Origin of the sequence: Kribbella sp. NBC_01505 (assembly GCF_045040285.1) — a bacterium.
Taxonomy (GTDB): Bacteria; Actinomycetota; Actinomycetes; order Propionibacteriales; family Kribbellaceae; genus Kribbella.
In genome coordinates, this window is sequence record NZ_CP109425.1 from 8,651,745 (window position 1) to 8,667,940 (window position 16,196).

12 protein-coding genes are annotated in these 16,196 nt (G+C 68.2%); 5 read left to right on the top strand and 7 right to left on the bottom strand.

Annotation, left to right across the window (positions count from 1 at the left end; all coding sequences use genetic code 11):
* Window positions 1–8 precede the first annotated feature (8 nt).
* From glpK to OG474_RS40675, 3 genes are all read right to left on the bottom strand, one after another.
* Window positions 9–1,526 (bottom strand): glycerol kinase GlpK, encoded by a 1,518-nt coding sequence (gene glpK, locus OG474_RS40665; RefSeq protein WP_405058994.1) that lies wholly within the window; start codon window positions 1,524–1,526, stop codon window positions 9–11.
* A 27-nt stretch (window positions 1,527–1,553) separates the two neighbouring features.
* Window positions 1,554–2,387: an MIP/aquaporin family protein gene (locus tag OG474_RS40670; RefSeq protein ID WP_405058995.1), complete on the bottom strand. Its 834-nt coding sequence runs from the start codon at window positions 2,385–2,387 to the stop codon at window positions 1,554–1,556.
* A gap of 236 nt (window positions 2,388–2,623) precedes the next feature.
* Complete coding sequence (locus tag OG474_RS40675; RefSeq protein WP_405058996.1) at window positions 2,624–3,061, bottom strand: adenylyltransferase/cytidyltransferase family protein; 438 nt, start codon at window positions 3,059–3,061, stop codon at window positions 2,624–2,626.
* A 274-nt stretch (window positions 3,062–3,335) separates the two neighbouring features.
* Between OG474_RS40675 and OG474_RS40680 the strand changes: the two genes are divergently transcribed.
* The 3 genes from OG474_RS40680 (at window position 3,336) to OG474_RS40690 (ending at window position 8,267) form a co-directional block, all read left to right on the top strand.
* Complete coding sequence (locus OG474_RS40680) at window positions 3,336–4,622, top strand: alpha/beta hydrolase-fold protein (RefSeq protein WP_405058997.1); 1,287 nt, start codon at window positions 3,336–3,338, stop codon at window positions 4,620–4,622.
* Window positions 4,619–5,398 (top strand): SGNH/GDSL hydrolase family protein, encoded by a 780-nt coding sequence (locus OG474_RS40685; RefSeq protein ID WP_405058998.1) that lies wholly within the window; start codon window positions 4,619–4,621, stop codon window positions 5,396–5,398. The genes OG474_RS40680 and OG474_RS40685 overlap by 4 nt, the downstream gene beginning before the upstream one ends.
* A gap of 82 nt (window positions 5,399–5,480) precedes the next feature.
* Window positions 5,481–8,267, top strand: coding sequence for an ATP-binding protein (locus OG474_RS40690; protein ID WP_405058999.1), 2,787 nt, complete (start codon window positions 5,481–5,483; stop codon window positions 8,265–8,267).
* 15 nt (window positions 8,268–8,282) lie between these two features.
* Here the strand turns inward: OG474_RS40690 and OG474_RS40695 are convergent, their stop codons facing one another.
* The gene (locus tag OG474_RS40695; protein ID WP_405059000.1) at window positions 8,283–10,148 is read right to left on the bottom strand and encodes a S8 family serine peptidase; all 1,866 of its coding nucleotides are present in this window, start codon (window positions 10,146–10,148) and stop codon (window positions 8,283–8,285) included.
* A gap of 198 nt (window positions 10,149–10,346) precedes the next feature.
* On the opposite strand from OG474_RS40695, the gene OG474_RS40700 reads away from it, so the two are divergent.
* Window positions 10,347–11,768, top strand: a complete 1,422-nt coding sequence (locus OG474_RS40700; protein ID WP_405059001.1) for a PKD domain-containing protein — start codon at window positions 10,347–10,349, stop codon at window positions 11,766–11,768.
* A gap of 137 nt (window positions 11,769–11,905) precedes the next feature.
* Window positions 11,906–12,214, top strand: coding sequence for a DUF664 domain-containing protein (locus OG474_RS40705; protein ID WP_405059002.1), 309 nt, complete (start codon window positions 11,906–11,908; stop codon window positions 12,212–12,214).
* A 25-nt stretch (window positions 12,215–12,239) separates the two neighbouring features.
* Here the strand turns inward: OG474_RS40705 and OG474_RS40710 are convergent, their stop codons facing one another.
* The 3 genes from OG474_RS40710 to OG474_RS40720 all read right to left on the bottom strand — a co-directional run bounded on the left by OG474_RS40710 (window position 12,240) and on the right by OG474_RS40720 (window position 16,178).
* Entirely contained in the window at window positions 12,240–12,689 is a 450-nt protein-coding gene (locus OG474_RS40710) for a MarR family winged helix-turn-helix transcriptional regulator (protein ID WP_405059003.1), read from the bottom strand.
* On the bottom strand, window positions 12,689–13,312 hold the full coding sequence (locus tag OG474_RS40715) for a DJ-1/PfpI family protein (protein ID WP_405059004.1): 624 nt from the start codon (window positions 13,310–13,312) through the stop codon (window positions 12,689–12,691). Before OG474_RS40715 ends, OG474_RS40710 begins: the two co-directional genes overlap by 1 nt.
* A 1,747-nt stretch (window positions 13,313–15,059) precedes the next feature.
* Window positions 15,060–16,178 carry a GDSL-type esterase/lipase family protein gene (locus OG474_RS40720; protein WP_405059005.1) on the bottom strand — a complete coding sequence of 373 codons (1,119 nt, stop codon included), beginning with the start codon at window positions 16,176–16,178 and terminating at the stop codon, window positions 15,060–15,062.
* Between the last annotated feature and the right edge of the window lie 18 nt (window positions 16,179–16,196).

Consider the following 16,196-nt stretch of genomic DNA (forward strand, 5'->3'; position numbering starts at 1 on the left):
ACTGCTACTTAGTCGACGTCAACCCAGTCCAGCGTGCGCGAGACGGCCTTCTGCCAGCCCGCGTACCCCTTCGCCCGCTGCTCGTCGTTCCACTGCGGTTCCCACCGCTTGTCCTCGTTCCAGTTCTGGACGAGCTCTTCCTTGTTCTTCCAGAACCCGACCGCCAGGCCGGCCGCGTACGCCGCACCCAGGGCCGTGGTCTCGGCCACGACCGGCTTGCTCACCGGTACGCCGAGGATGTCGGCCTGCATCTGCATCGCCAGCTCGTTGGCCGTGACACCGCCGTCGACCTTCAGCACGTCCAGCCGCACCCCGGAGTCCTTCTCCATCGCGTCCGTCACGTCCTTGCTCTGGTAGCAGATCGCTTCCAGTGTCGCGCGCGCCAGGTGAGCGTTGGTGTTGAACCGCGACAGCCCGACGATCGCGCCGCGGGCGTCCGAGCGCCAGTACGGCGCGAACAGGCCGGAGAACGCGGGCACGAAGTACACGCCACCGTTGTCCGGGACCGTCCGGGCCAGGTTCTCGACCTCACTCGCACCGGAGATGATGCCGAGCTGGTCGCGCAGCCACTGCACGGCCGACCCGGTCACCGCGATCGAACCCTCCAGCGCGTAGACCGGAGCCTCGTCGCCGAACTTGTAGCACATCGTGCTGAGCAGACCGGCCTTCGAGCGAACCAGCTCGGTACCGGTGTTGAGCAGCATGAAGTTGCCGGTGCCGTAGGTGTTCTTGGCCTCGCCCGGGTTGAAGCAGACCTGGCCGACGGTCGCGGCCTGCTGGTCGCCGAGGTCACCGGTCAACGCGACCACGCCACCGAGCGGGCCGTTCACCAGGGTCTCGCCGTACTTGTTCGGGTCCGACGACGGCCGGATCTCGGGCAGCATCTGCCGCGGGATGTTGAAGAAGCTGATCAGCTCGTCGTCCCAGTCGAGCGTCTCGAGGTTCATCAGCATGGTCCGGCTGGCGTTGGTGACGTCGGTGATGTGCACACCGCCGTTGACCCCGCCGGTCAGGTTCCACAGCAGCCAGGTGTCGGTGTTGCCGAAGACCGCGTCCCCGGCCTCGGCAGCGGCGCGGACGCCGTCGACGTTCTCCAGGATCCACTGCACCTTGCCGGCCGAGAAGTACGTCGCCGGCGGCAGCCCGGCCTTCTGCCGGATCACGTCGCCCTTGCCCTCACGCTCGAGCGCGGAGGCGATCCGGTCGGTGCGGGTGTCCTGCCAGACGATCGCGTTGTAGTAGGGCCGGCCGGTCTTGCGGTTCCAGACCACGGCCGTCTCGCGCTGGTTGGTGATGCCGAGCGCCGCCAGGTCGCTGGCGTGCAGGCCGTTCGCGTTCAGCGCGGTCTGGATCACCGAGCTGGTGCGCTCCCAGATCTCGGTCGGGTTGTGCTCCACCCAGCCGGCCTGCGGCAGGATCTGCTCGTGCTCGAGCTGGTGCTTGCCCACCTCGTTGCCGGAGTGGTCGAAGATCATGAAGCGGGTGCTCGTGGTGCCCTGATCGACGGCACCGACGAAGTCAGCCATGGAAGATCCCTTCCTCACGAATGTGGGTCATACCGTTTTCTCCTCGGGCACGCGGCCCGGCTCCTCGTCCTCGTCCGCGATCGGCAGGTGCCGCCCGACCAGCAGGTCGTAGAGGAACGCGCCGACCAGGGCGCCGATGATCGGTGCCACGATCGGCACCCAGAAATAGACGTCCCCGAACTGATCCTTGAACGCTCCCCCGTACCCGGTGAAGAACGACGCCAACCGCGGTCCGAAGTCACGGGCCGGGTTGATCGCGTACCCGGCGTTCGTGCCCCACGCCATCCCGATGGCCACCACCAGGAGGCCCACGATGAACGGAGCGAGGTTGGCCGCCGGGGCCGTGTTGCGCAGATCGGTGATGGCCAGGATGACCATCATCAGGATCGCCGTACCGATGATCTGGTCCCGGAAGCCGCCCCACATGTGGACGCCGAGATCCATGCTGCCGTTGCCCGGGAGCGTCGAGAACACGCCCTGGGTCTTGATGGTCAGGCCCGGGTCGACCTTGTTGAGTGCCTCGGTGTAGTTCCACCGCACCACCAGCGCCGCCAGGAACGCTCCGAGGAACTGCGCCACCGCGTACGGCAGCACCTTCTTCCAGCTGAACCCGCGGAACGCCGCCAGGGCGATCGTCACGGCCGGGTTCAGGTGCGCGCCGGTCAACCGGCCCGCCACGTAGATGCCCAGCGTCACGCCGAGTCCCCACGCCCACGCGATCGAGTCGTGGTCGCCGATCCCTCCGGCCACCACCTGCGCCACCACACCGCAGCCGAACAGGATCAGGATGAACGTGCCCGCGAGCTCGGCAGAACACTCCCCCAGAAGGGTTTTCGCTTTGACCGCTTCGGTCGTAGCCATACCGGCTTGCCTCCCTTCCCTTGCAAGACAACCGTGACGACCACGGCTGGCTGGAATCTAGGAGCATGCGGCGGCCACCACAACGCCCGCCGTTCGACATTGTCGAACGGGACCACCCGGCAACTGGTCTGCGACACACGGTGACGATCCGGAAACCCAGAGCCACCTCCGGACAAGGAAAACGCCCTGTGAACGAGTCACAGGGCGCGGTGGGGAGAAACTGAGGTCGGGCGCGCTCAGATACCGAGGGCGCCGATGATGCGGGAACTCGCGTCGGCCTTGTCGTCGCCGCCGACCCCGAACACGATCTCGATGCCGAGCTCGGCACACACGTCGGCCTCGGAGATCTCGCCGGCGTTGCGGCGGTCACCGCCGTTGGCGAACAGGATCCGGTCGTCGGGGAACCGGGACCGCACCTCGGCCAGCGACTTCTGCACCGACCCGTCGGTGTCGACCGACAGCAGCACCACATCCACCGACCGGATGTTCTCGACCACTTCCACGCGGTCGTTCTCCGGAATGATGATGCGGCCCTTCTTCAGCATCTGCTGGTCGTCATTGTTGACAATGACCACAAGCTGGTCGCCCAGCTCGCGCGCCGCGCGCATCATCCGGATGTGCCCGATGTGCAACGGGTTGAAGTAGCCACTGACAATCGCGGTCGTCCGACTCATTGCGGAAGGATACCTGACCCGCAACAGGTCTGGTCCAGCCAACCTTTTCGCCCGACCGCCTCAGGTCACCTTGCCGTCCACCAGACCGTCGTACGGCCTGGGCTCGACGCCGGTGGAGCAGGTCGGGTGTCGCGAAGACAAGATGATCGAGCTGCCGACCGGTCATGACCAGACCGTAAGGCGTTTGCAATGTGCGGAGCCAACCTATGAGACCCGCTCGGCGTCTCGACTGTGGGCATCAATTGGGGACGTTCTCTTGAAAGGGCGGCTGGGGATGAATGGGGTGTCGTTGCTCGCCGGGTGGTTTCCGGTGGCGCTGGAGGTCATTGCGGCCGGTTTGCTGATCCTGGCGATCGGATGGCGCGACCGGCGCTGGCGGCTGCGGATGCTGCCGCTCGTGATCGGGATCTCCGCGGTCGGAGCGCTGCTCGCGTCGTACCCGGGAGCGCAGTTGGTCGGGATCACCGACCCGCTGCCGTTCGGGGTCTGGCTGTGGCTCGGGGTCGGGATCGCCGCGCTGGCCGTGCTGATCGCGGGCTGGAAGAGCGCAGGCTGGTGGCGCCGCGGGGCTGCGGTGCTCGCGATCGGGATGGCGACCCTCGTCGGCGCGAACCAGGTCAACCAGTTCGTCGGGTACTACCCGACGATCGACTCGGCGCTGGATGCCTGGAACAACACGCCGCTGCCCGGTCAGGTGTCGATGACCGGGCTGGCCCACGATTCCGGCGGCCCCACGCTGCCCAAGGCCGGCAAACTCGTCTCGGTCGACATCCCGGCGACGTACAGCGGGTTCGAGCACCGCGCCGAGCTCGTCTACCTGCCGCCGGTCTGGTTCCGCAGCGCGAAACACCACCCGGCGCTGCCCGTGGTGGAGGTCGTCGGCGGTGAGCGCGGCGCCCCCACGGACTGGGTGCGGCTCGGGAACGCGGTCGGCGTGGCCGACGCGTACGCCAAGCAGCACCACGGCTTCGCGCCCATACTGGTGTTCGTGGATGCGACGGCGACGTTCGACAACGACACCGAGTGCGTCGACGGCCCGCGGGGGAAGTCCGCGACCCACCTGGCCCGCGACGTCCCGGCGTACGTCGAGAACACCTTCGGCGCCTCCAAGGACCCGGCGCAATGGGGTGTGATCGGCTGGTCGATGGGCGGGACGTGCGCGATCGACCTGGTCGTCGAGCACCCGGACACGTTCCACCACTTCGTCGACATGTCCGGCGACCTGGCGCCGAACAGCGGGGACGAGCACGAGACTTTGGAGCAGTTGTACGGTGGCGACGTGGCGTCCGAACAGGCCAACGAGCCGCTGAAGGTCATGCAGGCCCACGGCCCGTACGTGGGCGTGACCGGCCAGTTCCTCACCAGCACCGCCGAGAAGACACACCAGCGAGTGGCGCACCAGCTGTCCAAGGCGGGGGCCAAGGTGGGTATCCCGTCGACGGTCCACGTCTCCGTCGGTTCGCACACCTGGCAGTTCGCCGGCCCGGCGTTCGCTCGGTCCTTCCCCTGGCTCGCAGGCCAGGTCACCCCACCGCCCCGACACCACCACAGGTCTGCGTGACGCGGCGACTCCTCTTCCTCGCGCTCACGCTCGCGCTGGTCACGCTGACCGTCGCGGCGGACGCCAGACCTGCCCCGGTCGAGGTGCCCGCCGGCAACCTCAGCGTGCTGGCGCTGGGTGACTCGGTCACCTCCGGCTACCACTGTTACTGCGACGCCTTCCCCGCCATGTACGGCGACCTCCTCGCCGCCCGCACCGGCACCCCCGTCACCGTGCACAACTTCGGTGTCGGGGGGATGGACTCCGGCGGCCTGCTCGACGAGCTCGACCGTTCCAGCTCACCGATGGCCCAGGCCGCGACCGACGCCGACTACGTCCTGCTCACCATCGGCGCCAACGACTTCGCCGGCCACGAGGACGACGTCACCAACGGCCGCTGCACGACGGAGTGTGTGACCGACGAGATCGCCGGCCTGACCCAGAATCTGCACGACATCCTCGAGCGCATCACCGAGCTCGACACCCACCGCACCCCCGACATCCTGGTCACCGGCTACTGGAACGTCTTCAAGGACGGCCAGGTCGCCCGCGACGAGTACCCGCTGCCGGGGGTGGACGCGACCCAGGCCCTGACCGCGGCGGCCAACCAGGTGATCGCCGACGCGGCCCGGGCCGCACACGCGACGTACGTCGACCTCGCCGCGCCGTTCGCGACCGCACCCGACGTCACCGACCTGCTCGCCTCCGACGGCGACCACCCGAACGCCACCGGCCACACCCTGATCGCCGATCTGTTACTCAAGGCCACTCCGTCGCAACCCAAGCTCACCGGGTGAGGTCCTTCCACGACGGTCGGTGACGAACTAGGGTCCCCTCAAACGATGTATTGTGACCCCCCGCCGCCCTGAGGGAGTGACCATGCCTCATCGCCATCTCCTGCGCACGAGCTCCCCCGTCCTCGTGGGGCGGAGCGAAGAGCTCGACGTGCTGGTGTCGACCGTGCCGCGGCGGTCGACGGTCGTGATGATCGAGGGCGAGGCCGGGATCGGGAAGACCCGGCTGGTCGACGAACTCCTCGCCCACCCTGAGCTCGCCCGGCTCAAGGTTCTCGTCGGTCACTGCCAGCCGCTGCGCGAACCCTTCCCGTACGGCGCGGTCATCGAGGCAATGCGATCTCTGGCCGGCACCAAACTCCACACGATCAGCCCGGTCGCCGGAGCGCTCCGACCGCTCCTGCCTGAGCTGGCCGACCTCCTGCCACCGCAGCCCGAGCCCATCGGCGACCCCCACGCCGAGCGGCACCGGACCCTGCGCGCGACCCGCGAGATCCTCGCCGCGATCGGGCCGACCGTGCTGGTCGTCGAAGACCTCCAGTGGGCCGACGACGGTACCCGCCAACTGCTTCGCTTCCTGATGGCCGACCCGCCACCCAACCTCTCAGTCGTGATCACGTACCGCCGCGAGGACCTGGCCGGGCATCTCCCCCTCGGTACGGCGTACCGGCCGCCTGATCATGTGGCAGGCATCCTGCTCCAACTCCGCCCGCTCGACGTCGACGCGGTCCGGGTCCTGGCCGCGTCCATCCTCGAGCACGAGGCGGTGAGCGAGGAGTTCGCCGACCGCCTGCACGAGCGGACCGCGGGGATCCCGTTCGTGGTCGAGGAGCTGCTGCGCTCACTGCACGGCACGGCCGACCGGCTCCCCGACGAGGTCGAGGTTCCCGTCCTCCTGCGCGACGCCTTCGCCGACCGCCTCTCCGGACTCCCAGAACTCGCACACCGCGTCGTCCACGCGGCCGCGGTCCTCGGCGTACCGGCCGGGGTCGAGCAGCTATCGGTCGTCGCGGCCATCGACCCCGAACACGCCGAGCTCGCGCTCATCCAGCTCGCCCGCGCCGGCGTACTGCACGAGACCCGGCCGAACCTGTACGGCTTCCGCCACCTGCTCGCCCAGCAGGCCGTCTACGACTCGCTCGAAGGACCTGCCCGCCGCCAACTCCACCTCAGCGCCATCGACGCCCTGCGCGGGACCGAACCACCACCGCTGGTCCAGCTGGCCGAACACAGTCGCCGGGCAGGCCGCCGTACCGACTGGCTCCGGTACGGCGAAGAGGCCGCGGACCGGGCCACGGAAGTCGGCGACCCCGCCGTCGCCACCGGCCTGCTGCAGCAACTGCTGGCCGAGGCCGACCTGCCAACCAGCGAGGTCGACCGGCTGGCGATCAAGCTCGGATCGGTCGCGTACGCCGGTCTCGACCAGCACGATCCGGTCGCGACCCTGGACCGGGTGCTCAGCGACCAGCGGCTGTCGACCGCGGCTCGTGGTGAGGTGCGGCTGCTGCTCGGCCGGCTGATGGTCCGCCAGAGCGGCCGGATCTCCGAGGCCCGGACAACCATCAGCCAGGCGGTCGGCGAGCTCGCGGAACGCCCCGACCAGGCCGCCCGCGGCGCCGCGCTGCTCGGCACGACGTTCATCGGCGACACCCCGGTCGCCGAACACCTGCCCTGGCTCGACCGGGTCGAGGAGTATCTGCTCGGCTGCGACAACCTCGAGGTCCGGATGTCGCTGCTCGCGAACCTGCTCGGCTCCCGCCTCGCGATCGGCGATCCCGGCGTACTCGAGGACCTGTCCGCCCTGCCCACAGTGGTCGAGTCCCCCGCCGAACGCCGCCAGCTCGCCCGCACCCGCTGCAACCTGGGCGACTCCTGTACGACGATCGGCCACTTCGCCCGGGCCCGCGAGTTCCTGACCAGCGGCGTCCAGCTGGCCTCAGCCGCCGGCAGCCCGTTCGTCGTCAGTACGGCGCGGTCCACCGAGGTCCGGCTCGACTGGTACACCGGCAAATGGTCCGGCCTCACCGAACGCGCCACCCGGCTGCTCGGCGAGTATCGCGACTTGTTGCCGGTGGCAAGCGAACTCTCACTGATCCTCGGCCTGCTCGCGATCACCCGCGGCGAATGGCCGGCCGCGGCCGAGCACCTCGGCCGGACCGGTGTCGACAGCCCGCAGGACGCGATCACCCCGATCGCGATCGGCGGGTTCGCCGGACTGGCCCGGATGTGGCTCGCGCAGGACGACCTCACCGCGGCCTCGGCCATCGTCGACCGCGGACTCCAACTGGTCCGGCGCAAAGGCGTCTGGGTCTGGGCGGCCGACCTCGTCCCGGTCGCCGTGAGCACGCTGCTCGCGACCGATCGCGTCGCTGCGGCGGGCGCGTTGACCGACGAGTTCGCGGCCGGGATCGCCGACCGGGATGCGCCACTCGCCCATGCCGCGCTGGCGGCCTGCCGCGGCGAGGTCAGTGCGGACCTCGACGATTCACAGAATCACTACCGGATGGCAGAAGCGGCCTACCGCGCGCTGGACGCGGTCTACCTCGCCGCCCAGGCCTCCGAACGGGCCGACACCCAGGACCTACCCGCGCTGGCCGACTGGTACGACGTACTGGGCGCGACTCGTGATGCCGCGCGATGTCGGCACGACCTGCGCTCACGCGGTACGCCGGCTCGCTCGCGGCGCGGACGCCGGGGCTACGGGCTGGAGCTGTCACCGCGGGAGCAGGACGTCGCCCGGCTCGTCTCGCAGGGCCTCACCAACCGCGAGATCGCCGAGGTGCTGTTCCTGTCACCCCGGACCGTCGAGCAGCACGTGGCGAAGGTGCTGCGCAAGCTCGGCGCGGTCTCCCGCGCCGAGCTCGGCCGCTGACCGGCCACTGGCTGACTACTGCGAGAAGCAGAAGCCCTGGGCCCCGACGCTCCAGCACTGGATCTGCTTGCTGACAGTGCTGCTCAGACCCGCCCTGTCGGTCACCTTCAACTCGGCCGTGTAGGTCTTCTGCGCGTTGCCGTAGGTGTTCGACGCGTTGACCCCGGAGCCGGTCTTGCCGTCACCGAAGTTCCACGCGTACGACGCGATGTCGTTGTCCGGATCGGTCGAACCGGACCCGTTAAAGCTGCACACCGCCCACTGGCACTGCACCGTGAACGACGCTTTCGGCGGCTGACCGGCCGGCGGCGCACCGGCCTGGACCTGCTTGGTGGTCGAGCCCGTCTTGCCGGCGTTGTCGGTCACCGTCAGCTTGACCGTGTACGCGCCTGCGCTGCCGTAGGTGTGCGACGGCGTAGCGCCCGTACCGGTCTGGCTGTCACCGAACTCCCACGCGTACGACGCGATCGAGCCGTCCGGGTCTGTGGACGCGGAACCGTCGAACGTGCAGTCCGGCGTCGAGGTTGAGCAGTTCGCCGTGAACGACGCGGTCGGGTTTCCGGCCGGCGGGTTGCCGCCGCCGATCTTGCTCACGTCGAGCAGCTTGTTCGGCGAACCGGCGCCCGGGTTCTGCACCTTGCCTTCTTGCGCCATGCTCACCAGCGCGTCCCGCACCTGCTGCGGGGTCGCACTCGGGTTCGCCGACAGGTACAGCGCGGCAGCCCCGGTCACGTGCGGCGCGGCCATCGACGTACCGGACATGCCCTTGCTGCCGTTGTTGTTCGAGTTGCTGGCCGACGTGATGTTGCCGCCGGGCGCGAAGATGTCCACGCAGGACCCGATGTTGGAGAAGCTCGACCGGCTGTCGTTGGAATCGGTCGACGCGACGGTGATTGCCTCCGGCACCTTGGCAGGGCTCGGCGTACAGGCACTGCCGCCGTTGTCGTTGCCAGCAGCAACCGCCCAGACGACACCGGAAGCGATCGATGCCTTGACCGCACGGTTGACGCCTTCGGGGTCGGCGTTCGCGCCGCCCGAGGTCCAGCTCGCGTTCGCCACGGCGGGCTTGACCGCGTTCTGCGTCACCCAGTCGACACCCTGGATCGAGTCCGCGTCCGGGGCGTTCCCGTCACAACCGAGCACCTTCACACCGATCACGGTCACGTCCTTGGCCACGCCGTACGTCTCGCTGCTCGACGTACCGGAGGTGTGCGTGCCGTGGCCCTGGTCGGTCGGGTTCTTGCACTCGTTGACGTTCCCGTCCTCGTCGACGAAGTCGTAGCCGGACTTCGCCCGGCCCTCGAACGCGACGTGGTCGGTGTTCAGCTCGGAGTCGGTGTTGTAGACGGTGACGCCGGTGCCGGTGTTCGGGTACTTGTAGACGCTGTCCTTCACCCCGTCGATCCGGTCCAAGCCCCACGACGGCGGGTTCGGCTGCTCACCAGCCGCCGGTACGGCGAGGCTGCGGGCGATGTTCGCCACGCTCGCACCGAAGGCGTTGGCCTTGGCATCGGCCCGGTGTACCCACAGCGACTGCTGGACGAACTCGACCTTGGGATCGGCCGCGAGCCGCCGCGCCTGCCCCTCGGACATCTTCACGGCGAACCCCCGCAGGGCCGCCGAGTACACGTTGCGGATGGTGCCGCCGTACCGGTCGGCCAGTACGTCGGCCTCGGCCCCGACTGTTGCTCTGCTGACTTTATTTGGAGCAGCTGGCGCGAGCGACGTACCGCCATGCAGGCCGACGATGTACAGCCCGGGGACCGTGTCGGGCGCGCCGAGGTTGAGGACGGTGCCGGTGGGAGCGGCCTGCACGTTGCCGGCGCCGGCAACGACGAGCGCCAGGGACGCGACGGCGATCCCAAGAGATTTTCTGCGCATGATGTTCGCCTTTCCTATGGGCCGCAGGGCGGCGCGGCCTGCAGCAACTGTCGAGGCGGGCCGCGGGGAGAACAATCCGTAGCAGGGTAGGTAGTCACCGTCCGCAATAGATCCGTAGCCCTACGGATCCGTCCTCGGATTGTTCGGCGCCCGGCGGCTCGCGATGCTGCGGTCATCCGCCCATCCCGAGGAGGCACCATGAGGCGACTGCTCGCAGCCCTCACCGCAGTCATCGCACTCACGCCGGTCGCATTCACCTCCGGCCCCGCGTACGCCGCCGAGCCCGGCGACCCGTCGTACCGGGCCGTCCCGCCGAACCAGACCGAACCCAGTGGCGGCCCGGTCACCCAGATCGTCGGCGGGCAACAGGCCAACGTCGCCGACCACCCGTTCATCATCGCCATGCTCCGCGAAGGCGGCGCCCGCCCCCAGGGCCAGACCTGTACGTCGGCGGTGGTGGCGCGCCGGGTGATCGTCACGGCCGCACACTGCAAGAACGGCGACGGCGCGAAGTCGATGCTCTACGGCTCGGACGACCTGACCAAGGCCGGCGGCACCAAACTCGCCATCAAGGAGTACCTGCAGCACCCCAATTACCAGCCGCCGAACGGCTGGCAGCAAGGCTGGGACGTCGGCATCGTGGTCACCGAGACCGACATCCCGGTCCCGGCCGGCTACAAGTACCCGCGTGTCGCCAGCTCCGCCGACGACACCCTCGACGACCCCGGCAAGAAGGCGCTGCTGCTCGGCTACGGCCGGGTCCGCGACGGCGAGAACGAGTTCGGCCACCTGAAGAAGGTCGAGAACCTCCCGCTCGTCGACGGCCGCAACACCTGCGGCTCGTTCGGCTCCTTCAACGACGCCTACATGATCTGCGGCGGCTACGCCGACGGCCACGACGGCATCTGCCAAGGCGACAGCGGCGGCCCGATGCTCGTCGACGGCGTCGTCGTCGGCGTCGCCTCCTGGGTCAAGACCGGCTGCGGCAGCTACGGCGCCTGGGGCAAACTCACCGGCGTGATGGGCGACTGGGCCAACGAAACCATCAAGAAGTACAGCGACCCGGGCGAACCCGGCGACCCCACCGCCTCCTTCACCGCCAACTGCTCGGCCACCTCCCTGTCCTGCTCCTTCGACGGCTCCGCCTCGACCGACCCCGACGGCTCGATCGCGTCGTACGCCTGGGACTTCGGCGACAGCCAGACCGGCACCGGCGCCACCCCCTCGCACACCTACGCCACCGCCGGCACCTACACCGTCAAGCTCACCGTCACCGACAACGCCGGCAAAACCGGCTCGACCACCAAGCAGATCCAAGCCGGCGCCCCGCCCACCGGCCAACCCCCGCGCGCTTCCTTCACCGTCCAATGCCAGTGGGCCGCCTGCAGCTTCAACGGCACCGGCTCAACCGACCCCGACAACGACATCGCGTCGTACACCTGGACCTTCGGCGACGGCAAAACCGGCAACGGCGCCACCACCTCCAACACCTACCCCAACACCCAGAAGACCTACACCGCCGAACTGAAAGTCACCGACCGAGCAGGCCTCACCAACACCACCACCAAACAAATCCAATGCTGGAGCGTAGGAGCCCAAGGCTTCTGCTTCTCCCAGTGAGGTAGTCCCGGGGGTCCCCGGATGGCTTGCCTCCGGGGGCCTTCTGGAGAGCTACGATCTGCGAACATGCGGCCTCGACAGATCCCGACGTCAACCGAGCGCGAGTCCCTGGACGGCTACCTGGCCAAGCGGCGTGGGTGACTCCTGGAGACTGGCCGGACAGCGACGACGCCTGGACAGTCGCCGACTTCACCCTCGCAGCCGACGACACCATCGACCACTGGCTCGATCGCCACCGCGCCGAGGTAGCCATCTCCGTCCAGCTCGTCGCCGCAGCCGACCTCGACGACTTCTGCCTGCTGCCTCGCTTCACCAGCCGCAACGTTCGATCAGTGGTGCAACACCTGATCGAGGAGTACGCACGACACTGCGGGCACGCCGACATCATCCGCGAAACAATCCTCGCGAACCGCCCCACCTCAACCAACACACCCCCGAAAGCCTGACTCCAGCTCCCCCAAAGGGCGGGGGTCAGTCCGATAGGTCGAGAGCGTCCAGCGCTTCGGAGAGCTTTCCGAGCGCGCTGACGGCTTCGGCTAGCTGATCTGCGCCCATGATGGCGGCGAGTTCGGTCGCGTGCTCGGCGTGGTGTGGGCTGATGGAGCGGATCGCCTCCCGCCCCTCTGGAGTGACAGCCACCAGCTTGGCGCGGCGGTGGGCCGGATTGTCCTGGTACTCCGCGAGACCGCGCCCGGCCAGAACGTCCGCCGTACGCTGAACCGCTTGGCGAGTGATGCCCATCTCCCGGGCAATCGCCGAAACCGACTGCGGCGAGCCGAGAACCGCGCCGAGCACCTGCCACCACGTCGCGGTCACACCAGCCGGTCGAGCCAGATGCTCGGCCAGCTCCAGGAACTGGCCGTTCAGCTTGAACGCCGTCAACGCGGCGGCGCTGAGCAGTTCCTGATCGCGTTCGTTCATCAGACAGACATTAGTTCGTAGAAGCCCGCCGGGTCCTGATCCCCGTACAGCTTGTACCAGGAGTCGAGCACCGGCGCCTTGTAGAGCTCCAGCTCCGCAAAGATCGCCCGGGCGAACTCAACCGGCGCCTGCGCCCCGGCCGTGATCAGACCCCGATCCGTCACCGCCGGCTCCTCCTTGTACAGATGCCCGCCCTGGTAGCCAAGGCCGTCCAAGAACTCCGCCGCATTACTCGTGTGCTCGCGATCGTCCAACACCCCGGCCAGCGCCAGCGCCCCCGTCGCACCACAGATCGCCGCCACCGGCACGCCGGCGTTGAGGAACTCGCGCGCCTTCTCGACGTACGGCGCATAAGCCTCAGTCGGCCACAGCTCGTTGCCAGGCAGGATCAACATGGCACTGTCCGCCGGTCGCAGCTCAGCCAACACCGAGTCCGGAAGCACCCGCAGTCCACCCATCGTCGTCACCGGCTCGCTCCCCGCACTGACAGTCCGCATCCGGAACCGCCCCGGCTCCTGATGCCAAGCCCCGTTATTGATGTGAGCAGTAACAAACCCAACCTCCCAATCAGCCAGGGAGTCGTAAACGGCGAGATGAACGGTGCGGTTCTCAGTGATCGACATGACAACATCTTGTCACTTTGACAACTTGTTGTCAATTGCCCGGAGCACGGCCGCCGCGACTGCTGCTTATGCACGCCTTCCGTACCAGATCCAAGACTCCGCAGAATTACTCAAGACCTCTTGTGCAAGATTCATTGCAGACAGCTCGTGCTGATCCGATCACCCGCGATGCCTGCGGATTTCCCCGGTTCACGGAGTTCTCCTGCCGCGGGGAGCCTGTTGCGATTTGGGGGCTGCTCTTCCCCGATCCGGTTTGGGGGAGCGGGATCGCGACGGGTGATCGGTCGCGAGGGTTGAGGACTTCGCCTGGGCAAGAACCCCGCCGTCCCGAATGTGCTCGTCCCATCCGACCGCTCGGATTCGGCCGGGCTGGGTAGGCGGTGGCTGGTCGCCGCTGCGGCCGGATTGACTGAGACGGGTGGCTGGGGTGGTCTGTGGCTGGGCCGGATGGCGAGGCCGGTGACCGAGGTTCCCCGTCGCCTGTGGCTGACGGGCTGTGGTTGCTCCCGACGATCAGGAGGCTTGCTAGCTGGCCCGTCGCGGTGGTTGCTCCCAACGATCAGGAGGCTTGGTAGCTGGCCCGTCGCGGTGGTTGCTCCCAACGATCAGGAGGCCTGTCAGCTGACCGCCGCCGCGGTTGCCCACTGCGGTTCGAGTTGTCTGCCTGGCCTGCGGAAATTTGGCTGGATATCCGTTCAAGTTGACCCTTCTCTGCCCAAAATTTGAGGGGAGAACCAGCAACTTGCGGGGAGATCCCCTCATTTTCCGGGACCGCAACCGAAGCCCGGAAGCTCAAGCGGCCGAAACTGTGGTCGCCGGCCTCGCCATCCCCCTCAACCACAGACCACGCCCACCTAGCACTTCAGCAAATCGGCCGCCGCGGCGACCAGCCACCGTCTACGTGCCCGGCCTGTCCGGTGCGGCGCGAACCGGGGCACACCCACCCCGCCAACGCGCACCAACCCCGTTCCGGTGCCCGCCATCGCCTCTTTGTGGAGTCCTACTGCCGCTGGATGACAGCAGGATTCCGTAGATCTCCCGCCGACCGGCGCAGCGCACCTTCGCGCGGATCTACTGCCGCTGAGAGGCAGTAGATCCCCGCAAACCCGCATCCGCGGAGGCCATCGCCACCTTTGTGGAACGTGGCGGTCGCTGGGCGCCCATTTGGTTCCACAAAGGCCCGATTCGCCCACCTCCGACGGCGACATCGCCGCCGGTCAGCGACCGCCCAGCAGACATCGGTCCAGTGAAGAACCACCGCGGCGGGTCACCTACCAGGCCTCCTCGCAACCGGCCGCAACCGTAGCCCGCCAGCCCCAGACAACGTGCACGTCACAACCGACCGCACCATCCCCCTCAACCAAAGACCACCTCAGCCACCCGTCTCAATAAAACCGGCCGCAGCGGCGACCAGCCACCGCCGACGCCCCCGGCCGAATCCGAGCGAACGGACGGGACGAGCACATTCGGGGAGGAGGGGTTCCTGCCCAGACAAAGCCCCCAACCCACCACGACCGAACACCGACGACGACCCCGCGACCCAACCACCCACCCCTGCCAGCCGGCCGCAGCGGCGAACAACCACGAACCGACCCCACCGGCCGCATCCCAGCGCACCCCCGCCGTACCGACCAACCCCGCAGCACAACGTCCGAAAAAACCGCCAACACCGTACTGCGATCCTTCGGACGTCAGCCGTTTGACAGCAGCCCGGACCGCCTCAATTCACCGGGCTTGCGGTCACTCGTCAGGCGGTTGGGACCGGGCCTACGTCGATGGCGTCGAGTTCGGTGTAGCAGTCGCCCTTGCTGAACCGGACGGTGTTCTGGCCGGCGACCAGCGGAACGTCGACCGCGGCCACCGCGAGCAGGTCCCAGCTGTACGACGGATACACGACCGGCGACTGCGCTCCCCCGTTGGCGGAGACCAAGTGGCTGCAGTTCGTCCCGATACCGTTCGCACCACGAGCCCGGATCCGGTACATCCCGCCGACGGGCACCTGGAAGGTGAAGGCGACCACGCTGTCGGCGAAGTCGATGTACCGCGCCTTCCCGCCGCCCGAAGCCGAGGTGATCCGCCCGGTCTGCACGTGGGTGAGGGTCGCGTTCGCCGTCTGCTCGGCTTCCAGCCTCAGCAGCGGCTGCCCGGTCAGAGCGCCGTACCAGATCCCCGCGGCCTTCGACAGCGAGCCGTAGTTGGGATGCAGGGCATCCGCCATGTCGAACGGGTTCGAGAAGGCCGGGTTCGTGTCCACGAACGTGACCTTCTTCCCCGTGGCGGACTTCGTCGCGACCATGGCGGGGATCGTCGCGTTGAACGCGTTCACGTGGGCGTCCTTGAGCTCGTCGTTGATCGGCGGAATGCTGCTCACGAACGTCTGCGTGTTCGGCGACGTCTGCGCGATCGTGTCGAGCAACGCCGACAACCGCCCCGGCGCCGCACCCGAGGTCGCGTCCTCATGCATGTCGTTGGTCCCGATCATCAACGTCACGACATCAGGCTGGTACGTCGTCAACCAGCCGACGACGTTCTCCTGGATCATCGCGATCGTCCAGCCGCCGTGCCCCTCGTTGTCCTTGTCGGCCAAGGCCGCGGACCCGGAGCTCATCGATCCGACGAAGTCCACCGGCCGCCCGTCGGCCCGCAGCAACTGCCACAGGTCGGTGCGGTACCCACCCTGCGCGGCATCGGCGCCGGCCGTGATCGAGTCCCCGATCGCCATCACCTTCGTCGGGGCCGCCCGCACCAACGGCACCGCCGCCGACGCAGCAACAGGCCCGGCGACAGGATCACCAGCCGAACTCAATCCGAACGCCAACACCGAACTGACCAGCGCGACCGGTACGGCGCGCAGCACTCCACGCATGACGATTCCTCCTCGGGG

Coding starts and splice junctions, on each gene's coding strand:
- OG474_RS40675 (WP_405058996.1), bottom strand. CDS start 3,061: ATGAGTCGGACGACCGCGATTGTCAGTGGCTACTTCAACCCGTTGCAC.
- OG474_RS40680 (WP_405058997.1), top strand. CDS start 3,336: ATGAATGGGGTGTCGTTGCTCGCCGGGTGGTTTCCGGTGGCGCTGGAG.
- OG474_RS40670 (WP_405058995.1), bottom strand. CDS start 2,387: ATGGCTACGACCGAAGCGGTCAAAGCGAAAACCCTTCTGGGGGAGTGT.
- OG474_RS40710 (WP_405059003.1), bottom strand. CDS start 12,689: ATGAACGAACGCGATCAGGAACTGCTCAGCGCCGCCGCGTTGACGGCG.
- OG474_RS40715 (WP_405059004.1), bottom strand. CDS start 13,312: ATGTCGATCACTGAGAACCGCACCGTTCATCTCGCCGTTTACGACTCC.
- OG474_RS40720 (WP_405059005.1), bottom strand. CDS start 16,178: ATGCGTGGAGTGCTGCGCGCCGTACCGGTCGCGCTGGTCAGTTCGGTG.
- glpK (WP_405058994.1), bottom strand. CDS start 1,526: ATGGCTGACTTCGTCGGTGCCGTCGATCAGGGCACCACGAGCACCCGC.
- OG474_RS40700 (WP_405059001.1), top strand. CDS start 10,347: ATGAGGCGACTGCTCGCAGCCCTCACCGCAGTCATCGCACTCACGCCG.
- OG474_RS40695 (WP_405059000.1), bottom strand. CDS start 10,148: ATGCGCAGAAAATCTCTTGGGATCGCCGTCGCGTCCCTGGCGCTCGTC.
- OG474_RS40690 (WP_405058999.1), top strand. CDS start 5,481: ATGCCTCATCGCCATCTCCTGCGCACGAGCTCCCCCGTCCTCGTGGGG.